The sequence below is a fragment of the Quadrisphaera sp. INWT6 genome (assembly GCF_015390235.1).
Taxonomy (GTDB): Bacteria; Actinomycetota; Actinomycetes; order Actinomycetales; family Quadrisphaeraceae; genus Quadrisphaera.
Window position 1 is genome coordinate 546,783 of sequence record NZ_VUOH01000002.1, and the last position, 13,744, is coordinate 560,526.

The window sequence follows — 13,744 nt, forward strand, 5'->3', positions numbered from 1 at the left end:
CGGACGAGACCCCCCGGCCGGATCGCAACCGTTCCGTGATGGGCGGTTCGTCCGGTCGGGCGGGGCCGGGCGGGGGTCAGGCCGGGTCGAGCGGCAGGCGCAGGCCCGCCAGCGAGGCGGCGGCCAGCAGGCGCGCCCCGACGGCGACGGCGCGCTCGTCGGCCTGGAAGTCGCCGCGGTGGAGGTCGTGGGTGGCCCCGCCCGGCGTGCGCGTCCCGAGCCGGGCCATGGCCCCCGCCACGTGCTGCAGGTACCAGGCGAAGTCCTCCCCGCCCAGGCTCTGGTCGGTGGGGACGGCGGAGCCGGCGCCCAGCTCCTCCTCGGCGGCGCCCTGGAGCAGGCCGGCGCTGACCGCCTCGTTCACCACGGGCGGCACCCCGCGCTTGAGGTCGACCTCGACGTCGACGCCGTAGGGCGCCACGACCTCGCGGACCACCTCGGCGAGCAGGTCGCCGGCGTCCTTCCAGGCGTCCTGGCGCACGCAGCGCAGCGTGCCCTCGGCCACCCCGAGGCGCGGGATGGCGTTGGCGGCGCCGCCGGCGTTGACGCGGCCCCACACCAGGCTGACGCCGGCGCGCGGGTCGAGCCGGCGCGACAGGACGGCGGGCACCTCGGTGACCACCTTGGCGAGGGCGAAGACCAGGTCGGCGGTCAGGTGCGGTCGCGAGGTGTGGCCGCCGGGACCGTGCAGCTCCACCCGCACCTGGTCGAACGCGGACGTGATGGCTCCGACGCGCAGCCCCACGCGGCCGACGTCGGTGTGGGGGTCGCAGTGCACCGCGAGCACGCGCTCGACGTCGTCCAGCGCACCGGCGGCGATGACGCCCAGCGCCCCGCCGGGCGTGACCTCCTCGGCGGGCTGGAACAGCAGGCGGACGCGCCCGGGCAGCCTGCCGGCGCGGTCGAGGTCGGCCAGGACGAGGCCCGCGCCCAGCACCACGGTGGTGTGGACGTCGTGCCCGCAGGCGTGGGCGACGCCCGGCACCGTGGAGCACCAGGGGCTGGAGGTCTCGTCGGCCAGGGGCAGCGCGTCGAGGTCGGCGCGCAGCGCCACGGTCCGGGGACCGGTGCCCACGTCGCACACGAGGCCCGTGCCCGGCAGCAGCCGCGGCTCCAGGCCGGCGGCGCGCAGCGCCTCGGCGACCTTCGCGGTGGTCCGGTGCTCGGAGTGCGCCGTCTCGGGGTGGGCGTGCACGTCGCGCCGGAACGCGACGAGCTCCTCCAGGCGCGGGGCGAGGAGGTCGGTCAGCGTGGGCGGGCCGGCGGGCCCGTCGGGGCCGCGGCGGGGGCGCAGGGTCACTTCAGCGTCACAGCAGGTCGTCGCGGCCGCGCTCGCGCCACGCGCCGACCACCTGCTTCACGCCCTGGGCGTGCTGGCGGGTGGTGACCAGCAGGGCGTCGGGGGTGTCGACGACGACGGCGTCGGGCAGGCCGAGCACCGCCACGGTCCGCCCGGTGCCGGCGACCACGACGCCGCTGGCGCCGTCCTCCCCCAGCACCAGGGACGGGTCGCCGAGCACGGCCAGGCCGTCGGAGGCGCCGGGGAGCAGGGTGGCGAGGGAGTCCCAGTCACCGACGTCGTCCCACCCGAAGGCGCCGGGCACGACGGCCACACCACCCGCGGCGGCCACCGGCTCGGCGATGGCGTGGTCGATCGCGATCTTCACCAGGCCGGGCCAGACGGCGTCGAGCACCTCGTCGCGCCGGGGGGTGTCCCACGACGCGGCGATGTCGCGCAGGCCCTCGGCCAGGGCGGGCAGCTGCGCGGCGAGGTGGTCGAGCAGGACGCCGGCGCCGACCACGAACATGCCCGCGTTCCACCGGTGCCGGCCGCCCGCGAGGTAGGCGGCGGCGGTCTCGGCGTCGGGCTTCTCGACGAACTCGGCCACGCGGACGGCGTCGGGGGCGCCCTCGACCACCAGCGGCTCCGCGCCGCGCACGTAGCCGAACTGCGTGGCGGGCCCGGTGGGGGTGATGCCGATGGTGACGACCTCGCCGGTGCGCGCCGTCGCCACGGCCTGGCGCACGGCGTCGCCGAAGGCGGCGTCGTCGGTGATGACGTGGTCGGCGGCGAAGGAGCCGAGCACCGCCCGGGCGCCCTCGCGCCGCTCCAGCACCGCCGCGGCCAGGCCGATGGCGGCCATCGAGTCGCGCGGGGAGGGCTCCAGCAGCAGGTTCTCGCCGCGCAGGCCCGGCAGCGCCTCGCGGACGGCGGCCGCGTGGGAGCGACCGGTCACGAGCAGGACGCGGTCGTCGCCGGCCAGCGGGACGAGGCGGTCCCAGGTGGCCTGCAGCAGCGAGCGGCCGCTGCCGGTGAGGTCGTGGAGGAACTTGGGGGCGCCGGCCCGCGACAGGGGCCACAGCCTCGTGCCGGCACCGCCCGCGGGGACGACGGCGGCGAAGCCCTCGATGCGGGACGCGGTCCGGCCGCCGGCAGCAGTCATGCGCGCCAGCCTGGCACAGGGGACTGTCGCGTTCGTCACGCACGGGCACGTCCGGACCAGCGCCGTCGTGCCCCGGCGATAGGCTCCCAGGGACGCCGCAGTCCGGTCACAGCCCGAGCGAGGCGCCCGCTGGTCCACCCGACCGCGAAGATCGACGAGGGAAGGCGCACCCGTGGCACGAACGCTGCCCGCACTGCCCACCGTGTCCGGCCCGACCGGCACGCTCTACCGCGGCCGCGAGGGCATGTGGTCCTGGGTGGGCCACCGCATCACCGGCGTCCTGATCTTCGTCTTCCTGCTGGTGCACGTGCTCGACACGGCGCTCGTCACCGTCTCGCCGCAGGCGTACGACGCGGTGATCGCCAGCTACAAGAACCCGGTCGTCGGCCTGGGCGAGGCCGGCCTCGTGGCCGCCGTCCTGTTCCACGCCTTCAACGGCATCCGGATCATGCTGGTCGACTTCTGGTCCAAGGGGCCGCGCTACCACCGCCAGCTGTTCTGGGGCGTGCTGGCCGTGTGGCTGGTGCTGTTCGTGCCGTTCCTGGTGCGGCACCTGTCGATCATCTTCTCCCCCGTCGAGCACTGAGAGAGGCCGCGATGACCGCCGTCCAGTCCACGCCGGGCCCCGCCCAGGCGATCGACGCCCCGCGCTCGCCGTACCGGCGCAGCAAGCCCACCCGCACCAACTTCGAGCTCTACGCCTGGCTCTTCATGCGCATGAGCGGCGTGCTGCTCGTGGTGCTCGTGCTGGGCCACCTCTTCGTGAACCTGGTGCTCGGCGACGGCATCCACCAGGTCGACTTCGCCTTCGTCGCCGGCAAGTGGGCCTCGCCGTTCTGGAAGGTCTGGGACCTGTCGATGCTGTGGCTGGCGATGCTGCACGGCACCAACGGCGTCCGGACGATCATCAACGACTACGCCGAGCGCAACGGCACGCGCTTCTGGCTCAAGATGGCGCTCTACGTCGCGTTCACGCTGACGGTCGTGCTCGGCACCCTGGTGATCTTCACCTTCGACCCGTGCCCGGTCGGCGCCGACATCGACGCCTCCGCGCTCCCCAGCTTCTGCCCCGCCCGCTGACCCGACCCCCGAGGAGGACCCCCCATGGCTGAGGTCCAGTTCCACAGCTACGACGTGGTCATCGTCGGCGCCGGTGGCGCCGGCATGCGCGCCGCGCTCGAGGCGGGGCAGCGCACCCGCACCGCGGTGCTCACCAAGCTGTACCCCACGCGCTCCCACACCGGCGCGGCGCAGGGCGGCATGTGCGCCGCCCTCGCCAACGTCGAGGAGGACAACTGGGAGTGGCACACCTTCGACACCGTCAAGGGCGGCGACTACCTCGTCGACCAGGACGCCGCCGAGGTGATGTGCAAGGAGGCCATCGACGCCGTCCTCGACCTCGAGAAGATGGGGCTGCCGTTCAACCGCACCCCCGAGGGCCGCATCGACCAGCGCCGCTTCGGCGGGCACACCCGCAACCACGGCGAGGCCGCCGTGCGCCGCTCCTGCTACGCGGCCGACCGCACCGGCCACATGATCCTGCAGACCCTCTACCAGCAGTGCGTCAAGCACGAGGTGGAGTTCTTCAACGAGTTCTACGTGCTCGACCTGCTGCTCACCGAGGTCGACGGCGTCCGCACGACGGCGGGCGTCGTGGCCTACGAGCTGGCCACCGGCACGATCCACGTCTTCCGCGCCAAGTCCGTGGTCCTCGCGACCGGCGGCGCCGGCAAGGTCTACAAGACGACGTCCAACGCCCACACCCTCACCGGTGACGGCATGGGCATCGCCTACCGGCGCGGCCTGCCCCTGGAGGACATGGAGTTCTTCCAGTTCCACCCGACGGGCCTGGCCGGCCTCGGCATCCTGCTGAGCGAGGCCGCCCGCGGCGAGGGCGGCATCCTGCGCAACGGCGAGGGCGAGCGCTTCATGGAGCGCTACGCCCCCACCATCAAGGACCTCGCCCCCCGCGACATCGTGGCCCGCTCCATGGCCAACGAGGTCCGCGAGGGCCGCGGCGCCGGTCCCCACAAGGACTACGTGCTGCTCGACCTGACGCACCTGGAGCCGGCGCACATCGACGCCAAGCTCCCGGACATCACCGAGTTCGCCCGCACCTACCTGGGCGTCGAGCCCTACACCGAGCCGGTGCCGGTCTACCCGACCGCGCACTACGCCATGGGCGGCGTGCCCACCGACGTCACCTCGCAGGTGCTCGCCGACAACGACACCGCCGTCCCCGGCCTGTTCGCCGCGGGCGAGGTGGCCTGCGTCTCGGTGCACGGATCCAACCGCCTGGGCACCAACTCCCTGCTCGACATCAACGTCTTCGGCAAGCGCGCCGGCCTGGCGGCGGCCAAGCACGCCCTCGCCACGGAGGTCTTCGCCGACCTGCCGGAGAGCCCCGAGACCGACGTCGTCGCGATGGTCGAGGGCCTGCGCAGCTCCACCGGCACCGAGCGCGTGGCGGCGATCCGCCGCGACCTGCAGGAGACGATGGACGCGAACGCGCAGGTCTTCCGCACGGAGACCACGCTGAAGCAGGCCCTGGCCGACATCGACGCGCTGCGCGAGCGGTACGCCCGGGTCGGCGTGCAGGACAAGGGCCAGCGGTACAACACCGACCTGCTCGAGGCGATCGAGGTCGGGTTCCTCCTGGAGCTCGCCACGGTCATCTGCGCCGGTGCGCTCCACCGCACCGAGAGCCGCGGCGGGCACTTCCGCGAGGACTACCCCAACCGCGACGACGCCAACCACATGCGCCACACGATGGCGTACCGCGCGGTCGACGAGAACGGCCACGAGGGCGTGCGGCTGGACACCAAGCCGGTCGTCATCACCCGCTACCAGCCGATGGAACGGAAGTACTGAGCGCCATGGCTCGCGAGACCGACGCCACCCCGGAGAGCACCGCCGGGGCGATCCCCAGCTTCGACGTCACCGTGCGGATCCGCCGGTACGACCCGGAGCAGGACGAGGCTCCCCACTGGGAGGACTACAAGGTCTCGGTGCACGGCACCGACCGCCTCCTCGACGCGCTGCACATGATCAAGTGGGAGCAGGACGGGTCGCTGACCTTCCGCCGCTCCTGCGCGCACGGGGTCTGCGGCTCCGACGCCATGCGCATCAACGGCCGCAACCGCCTCGCGTGCAAGGCGCTGCTGAAGGACCTCGACCCGAGCAAGCCGATCACCGTCGAGCCCATCAAGGGCCTGCCGGTCGAGAAGGACCTCGTCGTCGACATGGAGCCCTTCTTCCAGTCGTACCGCGAGGTCATGCCGTTCCTCATCACGTCCGGGCACGAGCCGACGAAGGAGCGCCTGCAGTCGGCCCACGACCGCGAGCGCTTCGACGACACCACCAAGTGCATCCTGTGCGCCGCGTGCACGTCGAGCTGCCCGGTGTTCTGGACCGACGGGCAGTACTTCGGCCCGGCCGCGATCGTCAACGCGCACCGGTTCATCTTCGACAGCCGCGACGAGGGCGCTGACCTGCGCCTGGAGGTCCTCAACGACCGCGAGGGCGTGTGGCGCTGCCGCACCACCTTCAACTGCTCCGAGGCCTGCCCCCGCGGCATCCAGGTGACCAAGGCGATCGCCGAGGTGAAGCAGGCGCTGCTGACCCGCAAGGTCTGACGCCCCGCCCAGCAGGGCACCACGACAGGGCCGCGCCCTCCGCTCGCCGGAGGTCGCGGCCCTTCGTCGTCCTCCCCCTCACCGCAGCCGAGCGCCTGGTTGCGGTTATAGCCCCCGGTGGACCGCAGCCGAGCGCCTGGTTGCGGTTGCCAGGGGCGGTCAGAGGGGGCCGAGGTGCTCGGCCAGGAAGCGCACCACGGCGGCGTTCAGCGCCCGCCGCGACTCCGCGCGCCGGTACTCGTGGCCCTCCCCCGCCAGCTCGAGGTACTCCACGGGCGGGGTCGTGTCGTCGACCTCGGCGCGGGCGCGCAGCGCCGCCACCACCTGGTGGGCCTCGCCCAGGGGCACGTTGGTGTCGAGCTCGCCGTGCACCACGAGGAGCGGGGCGTCGACGTCGTCCACTGCGCGCAGCGGGGAGAGCTCCTCGAGGAGGGCGCGGTCGCGCTCGGGGTGGCCGTACTTGGTCACCGCCACGGCGCCGATCCACGGCTCGGTGTCGCGGTAGAAGGTGGTGAGGTCGCTCATCCCGCAGATGTCCACGCCGGCGGCGAAGGCCCCCGGCGAGAACGCCAGCGACGCCAGCGACGCGTACCCGCCGTAGGAGCGTCCCGTGACCGCGACCCGCCCGGGGGCGGCGACGCCGGTCTCGACGAGGTGGTCGGCGGCGGCGAGGACGTCGGCGAAGGCGTCCCAGCGCTTCTCGACGTCGTCGGCGTGCACGAACTCCCGCCCGAAGCCCGAGGAGCCGCGGATGTTGGGGGCCAGGACGGCGACGCCGGCGGCGGCGAGGGCCTGGTGGTACGGGTTGAAGGTGGGGCGCTCCTGGGCCTCGGGACCGCCGTGCAGCCACAGCGCCGCAGCCCCCCCAGACGCGGCGCCGGCCGCAGGACCTCCAGCCCGGTACAGCCACCCCGTCAGCGGCAGCCCGTCGCGGCCGGTGAAGCGCACCAGCTCGGGCTCGACCAGCTGGTCCGAGGGCAGCTGGGGCGCCTGGGTGATCCTCGACCACGCGCCGGTGGGCACGTCGACGTGCCACAGCTCCCGCGGACGGGTGGGTCCCTCGAGGCCGAGCACCACCGAGGAGCCGTCGCGGGAGAGCACCGGGTCGGCCGCGACCTGGCCGGGCAGGCCGGTGATCGGGGTCCGCTCGTGCGTGGCGGTGTCGAAGAGCTCCAGCTCGCTGCGGCCCGCGGCGTTCCAGACGAGCAGCAGCAGCCGTCCGGCGTCGTCGGCGTCGAGGGCCTCGAGCTCGGCGTCGTCGCGCACGGCCAGCGCCCGCGGCTCGCCCTTCCACCCGTGCGGGCCGAGCGGCATGCCGATGAGCTGTCGGCGGGCGAGGCCCACGTCGGAGGCGAGGTAGACCCACAGCGGGCCGGAGTCGCCCTCGGGGGCGGGGCGGAGCAGGGCGCCGTCGGTGGAGCCGGTGGCACCGGGCTGCAGCAGCAGGGCGGAGGTGTCGTCGAGCCTGTCGACGACGACGCAGAACTGGCGCCCGCGCTCGCCGTCCTTGAGCACGATGAAGCGCTCCTCGAGCGACACGTCGAGGACGGTGGTGTTCTCCCCCTCGGCGAGGGGGTCGAGGCGGCCGGTGGCGGGCTCGGCGAGGTAGGAGCGGGTGGGCTCACCCGGCCCCGAGGGCGGCAGGGTGACCACGAGGCGGTGGCCGCTGCGGGTCCACGGCCCGAGGACGGCGTGCACGCCCTCCCCGGGGCGCAGGCCGTTGCCTCCGGCGATGCGGCGGGCGTCGGTGCCGTCGGAGCGCACGACCCACACCTCGGTGCGGACGCCGCCGTCGGTGGCGACCTCGACGCCCAGCCAGCGGCTGTCGGCGGCCCAGGTGACGTGGACGACGGGGTCGGGGGTGCCCAGGTCGAGGCGGCGGGCGCGGGGCAGGGGCGCCCCGGCGGGCAGCCCGGTGACCACGTCCTGCACCCACACCTGCGGCGTGCCGGAGCGGTCGGAGACGAAGGCGACGCGCTGCGCGTCGGGGGTCATCACCGGCCCCCAGCTGCCCCAGGCGCCGACGAGCACGTCGGACAGGGCGACGGCGCGCTCGACGGCGCCGGTGGTGGTGGTGCCGGTGCGGCTGGTGCTGGTGGTGGTGGGATCGGACGGGGCGGTGGTGGTCACGCCGGGGTCTCCTTCGGGGCGTCGCCGACGACGATCCACGTGTCCTTCGCGCCGCCGCCGCGCGAGGAGTTCACCACCACCGACCCGGCGGGCGCCACGCGGGTCAGGGCGAGGTCGGCCACGCGCGCGTCGTCGCGCCCGTCGCCCACCACGTGCGCGAAGACGCGCAGGTCGACGTGGCGCGGCACGAGCGCGCCGCCCACCAGCGCGGGCAGCGACGACAGCTGCACCAGCTCCTGCGCCACCCAGCGCTCGGGGTGCGCGCCGATCTCGGCGCGCCGGGCGGCGACCTGGCCGGCGTCGGCGGTGGGGCCGATGAGCACCCCGGCGCCGCCGTGGCCGTCGACCGGCTTGGTGACCAGCTCGCCCACGCGCTCCAGGACGGCGCGCCGCTCTCCCTCGTCGGCGACCAGGTAGGTGGGCACCTGCTCCAGCAGGGGCCGCTCCCCCAGGTAGTACGAGATGAGCTCGGGGACCGCGCGGTAGACGGCCTTGTCGTCGGCGACCCCGTTGCCGGGGGCGTTGGCCAGCACGACGGCGCCCGCGGCCGCGGCGTCGAGGAGCTCGGCGCCGACGGGCCGGCCGTCGGAGGCGCGGACCTCGGCCAGGGGGCCGTCGAGGCGCAGGTAGAGCACGCCGACCTGCTCGGGCCGCCCCGTGCGGGTGCCCCCCACGAGCGGCGCCCCCTCGGCGGAGGCGCCGGTGGCCACCACGCGCCCGTCGACGACGGCGAGGTCGTCGGCCCCGACCAGCAGCAGGCCCGCACCGCTGGCCAGGCCCTGGTGCTCGAACCAGGCCCCGCTGGCGGGTCCGCTCGACAGCAGCGCCGCCCGGGTCCCGGGCCGCGCGCCGGCGAGCAGCGTCGCCCGCAGCCGCTCGTAGTAGGCGGCGGGCGCGGCGAGGCCGTCGGGGCGCGGAGCCTCCGGCAGCACGTCGTCGAGGAGCTCCCGGGCGGCGCAGGCGTAGGCCGCGCCGCTGGGGTCGCGCAGGTTGTCCTCCAGGACCCGCCAGCCGCCGTCCTCCCCGCGGACCACGTCGAAGCCGACCACCGCGGCGCGCACCGCCGACGCCGGCAGCCGCAGCCCCTCCTCGCGCCACCCGGGCGCTCCCACGACGGCCTCGCGGGGCAGCACCCCGTCGGCCAGCACGCGCTGCTCGCCGTAGACGTCGCGCAGGAACCGCTCCAGGGCCACGGCGCGCTGCTCCAGGCCCGCGCGCAGCTCGGCCCACTCGTGGCGGCCCAGGACGCGCGGCACCAGGTCGACGCCGAACGGGCGCACCTCGCCCCCGACCCGGAACCCGAGCTGGGCGCGCTCCGCCCACGCGTCGCGGGCCTGCTCGCGCTGGCGCAGCGCGTCGGGCCCGAGCGCCCGGACGGCCTCCAGCACGCCCCGGTACTGCGGGCGGACCTGCGCCGACGGCGCCACGGCCTCGTCACCGGCGCGCACCGCGTAGCCCGAGAGCACCGGACCGGTCTGCGGCACCCCGCCGGCGGGGCCGTGGGTCTCGGCGACCACCAGGCGGACCACGTCGTCGAGCTGGCCGGTCTCCGCGAACGCCGCCCGCTGGCGGTCGGCGGAGTTGCCGCGGACCAGGGCGCGCTCGGCGAGCTCGCGCACCTGCTCGGCGTCGCCCAGATCCGCCAGCACCGGCTGCAGGCGGTCCACGAGGGCGCGGACCACCTCGGCGGCGGGCAGGGGCCGGGGGTGCTCGGAGGGGTCGAGCAGGCGGCCGCGCAGCCCGCCGCGGGCGGCTTGCCACAGGGCCGCGCGGTGCAGCGGCGCGGGCCGGTCGCGCCGGGGCTCACCGCGCTCGACGGCGATCTCGGCCTCGCGGACCAGGGCCCGGAACAGCCCCGCGATGAGCACGGCGTCGTCGACGAGCGGGCAGGCGTCGCACACCCGCAGCTCCAGGGTGGGGGCGTGCGCGGAGGGCCTGACGTCGAAGTACGCCATCTTCGCGTCGGCGATGACCCCGGAGCCGATGAGGTCGGCCAGGAGCGCGTCGTACTCGGCCGCCGAGCCCATCGGGCCGGTGGCGCCCGCGGTGGGCCAGCGCTGCCAGATCGTGGTGCGGATGCTGGAGTAGCCGGTGTCGTGCCCGTTCCAGTACGGCGAGCTGGCGCTGAGCGCGAGCATCACCGGCAGGTCGGGGGCCACCCGCTGGGCGATGTCGACGGCGAGGTCGCGGTCGGCGACGCCCACGTGCACCTGCGTGCCGCAGATGAGCTGCTCGTCGACCAGCAGCCGGTACTGCTCCTGCATCCGGCCGTACCGGCCGGTGGCGGTCAGCTCGAAGTCGGGCGACGCCGAGCGGGGCGCCGTGCCCACGGCGGCGACGCCGAGCCCCTCCTTCGCGGCGACGGCCACCACCTGGGCGCGCAGCCGCAGCAGCTCCGCCCGCAGCCCGTCGAGCGTCTCGACGACGGCGGTGTTGGTCTCCACCGTGGTGCGCTGGATCTCCGCGGAGTACCCCTCGCGCGGGAGCCGGGAGAGCACCTGGGGCGCGCGGGCGGACAGCTGCCACGTCGTCGTGTCGATGAGGTGCAGCTCCTCCTCGGCACCGAGCGTGAGCGCAGAGGCCATGGCCGCGACCCTAGTGGCGGCTCGGGCCGCCCGGTCGGGTCGAGCGGCGGGTCGGGCGGGCGGGTCGAGCGACGGGTCAGCCGCGGCCGCGGACCGCGTCGCGGACGGCCCCGACGCCGCTGCGCACCCCACCGGCCACGAGGTGGACGACCGCGAGGGACGCCGCGCCGAGGACGACGCCGGCGGCCACCTGCACGCGGTCGGCCGCGCGCTCGCCGTAGGAGGGCTGGCGGTGCGGGGCCCACGCCTTGGCGAGGGTCGCCTCGGCGGCGGGGCCGACCGCCGGGCCGAGCACGGGCTCGCCCTCGGTGGCGGTGAGGTGGGCCGCGACGACGGGGTCGGTGGCCGCCCAGGCCGCGGTGGTGAGCACGACGCGGAACACGATGTTGAGCCACACCAGCAGACCGGCGATGACGCCGGCCGTCGCGAAGAGCGGGTTGCTCGTCCCGGTGAGGAAGCCGAGGCCGAGCCCGGCGAGGACCTTCAGCACCCCGAAGAGCGCAGCGCCCAGCAGGGCGGCGCTGCGCAGGTGGCCCCAGGGGATGTCGAGGCGGCCGAGCACCTTGAGCAGCACCACGAAGATGGCGGTGTCGGCGACGAACACGATGCCGATGCCCAGGACCCGGACGACGGCGTTCGTGAACCCGCCCTCGTCGAGGCCCACGAGCGCCAGGAGCCACGGCGCCGCGGCGTTCACGGTGATCGACGCGACCGCCGAGGTCAGCACGGCCGCGCCGAGCGTGATGAGGCCGACGGCGTCGCGCAGGCGCTGCGCCACGACGCCGTGCTGGTCCGGCGGCACGCCGAACATCGCCCGCACCCCCTCGCGCAGGGCCCCCATCCAGCCGGTGCCCGCGAGCACCGCCACCACGAGGCTGACGATCCCCGTGGTCGACAGGGCGTTCGTGTCCAGCAGCGACTCCGGCTCGATGCCGCCCTCGCCGATGAGACCGGGCACGTAGCCGTTGATGGTGCTCACCACGGTGTCGAGCAGCGTCCGGTTGCTCGCCAGCACCCGGCCGAACACCGCGAACAGCAGCACGAGGATCGCCGAGAGCGAGAACAGCGCCACGTAGGCGAGCCCGCCCGCGAGGATCTGCCCGCGCTCCAGGCCGTAGTGCCTCAGCGCCCGGCCCAGGTGGCTGGCCTGGTAGCGCTGCCACAGGCCCACCACAGCGCTCACGCGGCGCCTCGCTGCGGGGCCGCCGGTCGGTGGTGCGTCGCGATCACGCCTGCGATGGTCGCGCAGGCGGGCGTCGCCCGCGCGCCCAGCCGCTCGGTCAGCCGCCGAGGGGGAACCCGTCGGACGCGCGCCACACGCCGTCGCGGCCGTGGGTGAACAGCCCCACCTCGGTGACGTCGAAGGTCGCCTCGTAGCCGGCGAGCTCGGTCTCGGCGCGGTCGAGGGCGGCCTCGTCGAGCAGCTGCGCGACGGTCACGTGCGGGTGGAACGGGAACCGGCGCTGGGTGCCCAGCACGCCGGCGCGCACGTCGTCCTCCAGCTGCGCGCACTCCTGCCCGCCGCTGGCCAGGCGCACGTAGACCACCGGCGAGACGGGCCGGAAGCTGCCCGTGCCCCGCAGCCGGATGGTGAAGGGGGCCGACGCCGCCGTGGTGCGCCGGAGGTGGTCGACCACCTGGTCCATCGCGCCGGTCGGCACCGCCGTGGGCGGCACGAGGGTGACGTGCGCGGGGACCGTGGCGCCCAGCGGGTCGCCGAAGGCCGTGCGCCAGCCCTCCAGCTCGGCGGCCCAGGGCTGCGGCACCGCGATGGCGACGCCGATGAGCGTCTCGCCCGCGGCCGGCAGCACCGGCATGACGCCCGTCATCGCCGCCGCCTGGGCGGCGACCGACGGCGGCGTCGCGGGGTGCGCCAGACCGCGCCCGCCGCTCACCGGCGCCTCAGCGCGCGGCGGGCAGCACGCCCACCCGGTCGAAGGCCCGCGCCAGGACGACGGAGGCGCGCTCGCGGGCGCGCTCGGCACCGCGGGCGAGGATCCTGTCGAGCTCGGCCGGGTCGTCGAGGAGCTCCAGCGCGCGGGTGCGCACCGGCTCCAGGGCCGCGACGACGACGTCGGCCACCTCCACCTTCAGGTGCCCGTAGCCCTGCCCGGCGAACCGGGCCTCCAGCTCGGGCACGCTCTGGCCCGACAGGGCCGAGTGGATGGTCAGCAGGTTGGAGACGCCCGGCTTCTCGGCCGGGTCGAAGCGGACCTCGGTGCCGGTGTCGGTGACCGCCGAGCGGATCTTCTTGGCGGTCTTCTTCGGGTCGTCGAGCAGCTCGATGATCCCGTTCGGCGACGACGCGCTCTTGCTCATCTTGGCCGTGGGGTTCTGCAGGTCGGTGATCTTGGCGGTCTCGCGCACGATGTGGACCTCGGGCACCACGAACGTGTCGCCGTAGCGGGTGTTGAAGCGCTGGGCGAGGTCGCGGGTGAGCTCCAGGTGCTGGCGCTGGTCCTCGCCGACCGGCACCCGCGCGGCGTCGTGGACGAGGATGTCGGCCGCCTGGAGCACGGGGTAGGCGAACAGGCCCACGTTCTGCTGGTCGGCGCCGACCTTGGCCGACTTGTCCTTGAACTGCGTCATGCGGCTGGCCTCGCCGAAGCCGGTGAGGCAGTTCAGCAGCCACGCCAGCTGGGCGTGCTCGGGCGCGTGGCTCTGCACGAAGAGCGTGGAGCGCTCCGGGTCGATGCCGGCGGCGAGGTACTGCGCCGCGGTCACCCGGGTGCGCTGGCGCAGCGCGGCCGGGTCGGGCGAGACGGTCAGGGCGTGGAGGTCGACGACGCAGAAGGTGGCGTCGAACTCGTCCTGCATGGCGACCCAGCTGACCAGCGCACCCAGGTAGTTCCCGAGGTGGAGCGAGTCGGCGGTCGGCTGCATGCCGGAGAACAGGCGGGCTGGCACGCGACCAGTCAACCACCAGCGGCCGCTCCACCAGCGCGAGGAC

The 13,744-nt window shown here is 75.1% G+C and carries 11 protein-coding genes; 4 read left to right on the plus strand and 7 right to left on the minus strand.

What is annotated here, in order from left to right; all coding sequences use genetic code 11:
* Positions 1-76: 76 nt before the first annotated feature.
* Positions 77-1,300: an amidohydrolase gene (locus F1641_RS07400; RefSeq protein WP_309225452.1), complete on the minus strand. Its 1,224-nt coding sequence runs from the start codon at positions 1,298-1,300 to the stop codon at positions 77-79.
* Positions 1,301-1,307: 7 nt separating this feature from the next.
* Complete coding sequence (locus tag F1641_RS07405) at positions 1,308-2,444, minus strand: mannose-1-phosphate guanylyltransferase (protein WP_194904076.1); 1,137 nt, start codon at positions 2,442-2,444, stop codon at positions 1,308-1,310.
* Positions 2,445-2,637: 193 nt separating this feature from the next.
* Between F1641_RS07405 and sdhC the strand changes: the two genes are divergently transcribed.
* The 4 genes from sdhC to F1641_RS07425 are packed head-to-tail and all read left to right on the plus strand — an operon-like array spanning position 2,638 to position 6,079.
* Positions 2,638-3,030: a succinate dehydrogenase, cytochrome b556 subunit gene (gene sdhC / locus F1641_RS07410; RefSeq protein ID WP_194904943.1), complete on the plus strand. Its 393-nt coding sequence runs from the start codon at positions 2,638-2,640 to the stop codon at positions 3,028-3,030.
* Positions 3,031-3,041: 11 nt separating this feature from the next.
* Complete coding sequence (locus F1641_RS07415) at positions 3,042-3,524, plus strand: succinate dehydrogenase hydrophobic membrane anchor subunit (RefSeq protein WP_194904078.1); 483 nt, start codon at positions 3,042-3,044, stop codon at positions 3,522-3,524.
* 24 nt (positions 3,525-3,548) lie between these two features.
* On the plus strand, positions 3,549-5,315 hold the full coding sequence (sdhA, locus tag F1641_RS07420) for a succinate dehydrogenase flavoprotein subunit (protein ID WP_194904080.1): 1,767 nt from the start codon (positions 3,549-3,551) through the stop codon (positions 5,313-5,315).
* A 5-nt stretch (positions 5,316-5,320) separates the two neighbouring features.
* Positions 5,321-6,079 (plus strand): succinate dehydrogenase iron-sulfur subunit, encoded by a 759-nt coding sequence (locus F1641_RS07425; protein WP_194904083.1) that lies wholly within the window; start codon positions 5,321-5,323, stop codon positions 6,077-6,079.
* Positions 6,080-6,238: 159 nt separating this feature from the next.
* On the opposite strand, the gene F1641_RS07430 is transcribed toward F1641_RS07425, so the two are convergent.
* From F1641_RS07430 to trpS, 5 genes are all read right to left on the minus strand, one after another.
* Entirely contained in the window at positions 6,239-8,209 is a 1,971-nt protein-coding gene (locus tag F1641_RS07430; RefSeq protein WP_309225454.1) for a prolyl oligopeptidase family serine peptidase, read from the minus strand.
* Positions 8,206-10,794 carry a carboxylate--amine ligase/circularly permuted type 2 ATP-grasp protein gene (locus F1641_RS07435; protein ID WP_194904085.1) on the minus strand — a complete coding sequence of 863 codons (2,589 nt, stop codon included), beginning with the start codon at positions 10,792-10,794 and terminating at the stop codon, positions 8,206-8,208. The genes F1641_RS07430 and F1641_RS07435 overlap by 4 nt, the downstream gene beginning before the upstream one ends.
* A 76-nt stretch (positions 10,795-10,870) precedes the next feature.
* Complete coding sequence (locus F1641_RS07440; RefSeq protein WP_194904087.1) at positions 10,871-11,977, minus strand: YihY/virulence factor BrkB family protein; 1,107 nt, start codon at positions 11,975-11,977, stop codon at positions 10,871-10,873.
* Between the two features lie 97 nt (positions 11,978-12,074).
* Positions 12,075-12,689, minus strand: a complete 615-nt coding sequence (locus F1641_RS07445; protein ID WP_309225455.1) for a 2'-5' RNA ligase family protein — start codon at positions 12,687-12,689, stop codon at positions 12,075-12,077.
* A 7-nt stretch (positions 12,690-12,696) separates the two neighbouring features.
* Positions 12,697-13,701 carry a tryptophan--tRNA ligase gene (trpS, locus tag F1641_RS07450; protein WP_194904089.1) on the minus strand — a complete coding sequence of 335 codons (1,005 nt, stop codon included), beginning with the start codon at positions 13,699-13,701 and terminating at the stop codon, positions 12,697-12,699.
* Positions 13,702-13,744: the final 43 nt, after the last annotated feature.

Excerpts from the sequence above, each read along its gene's own strand:
- sdhA (WP_194904080.1), top strand. The coding sequence starts at position 3,549 with ATGGCTGAGGTCCAGTTCCACAGCTACGACGTGGTCATCGTCGGCGCC.
- F1641_RS07405 (WP_194904076.1), bottom strand. The coding sequence starts at position 2,444 with ATGACTGCTGCCGGCGGCCGGACCGCGTCCCGCATCGAGGGCTTCGCC.
- F1641_RS07435 (WP_194904085.1), bottom strand. The coding sequence starts at position 10,794 with ATGGCCTCTGCGCTCACGCTCGGTGCCGAGGAGGAGCTGCACCTCATC.
- F1641_RS07425 (WP_194904083.1), top strand. The coding sequence starts at position 5,321 with ATGGCTCGCGAGACCGACGCCACCCCGGAGAGCACCGCCGGGGCGATC.
- F1641_RS07415 (WP_194904078.1), top strand. The coding sequence starts at position 3,042 with ATGACCGCCGTCCAGTCCACGCCGGGCCCCGCCCAGGCGATCGACGCC.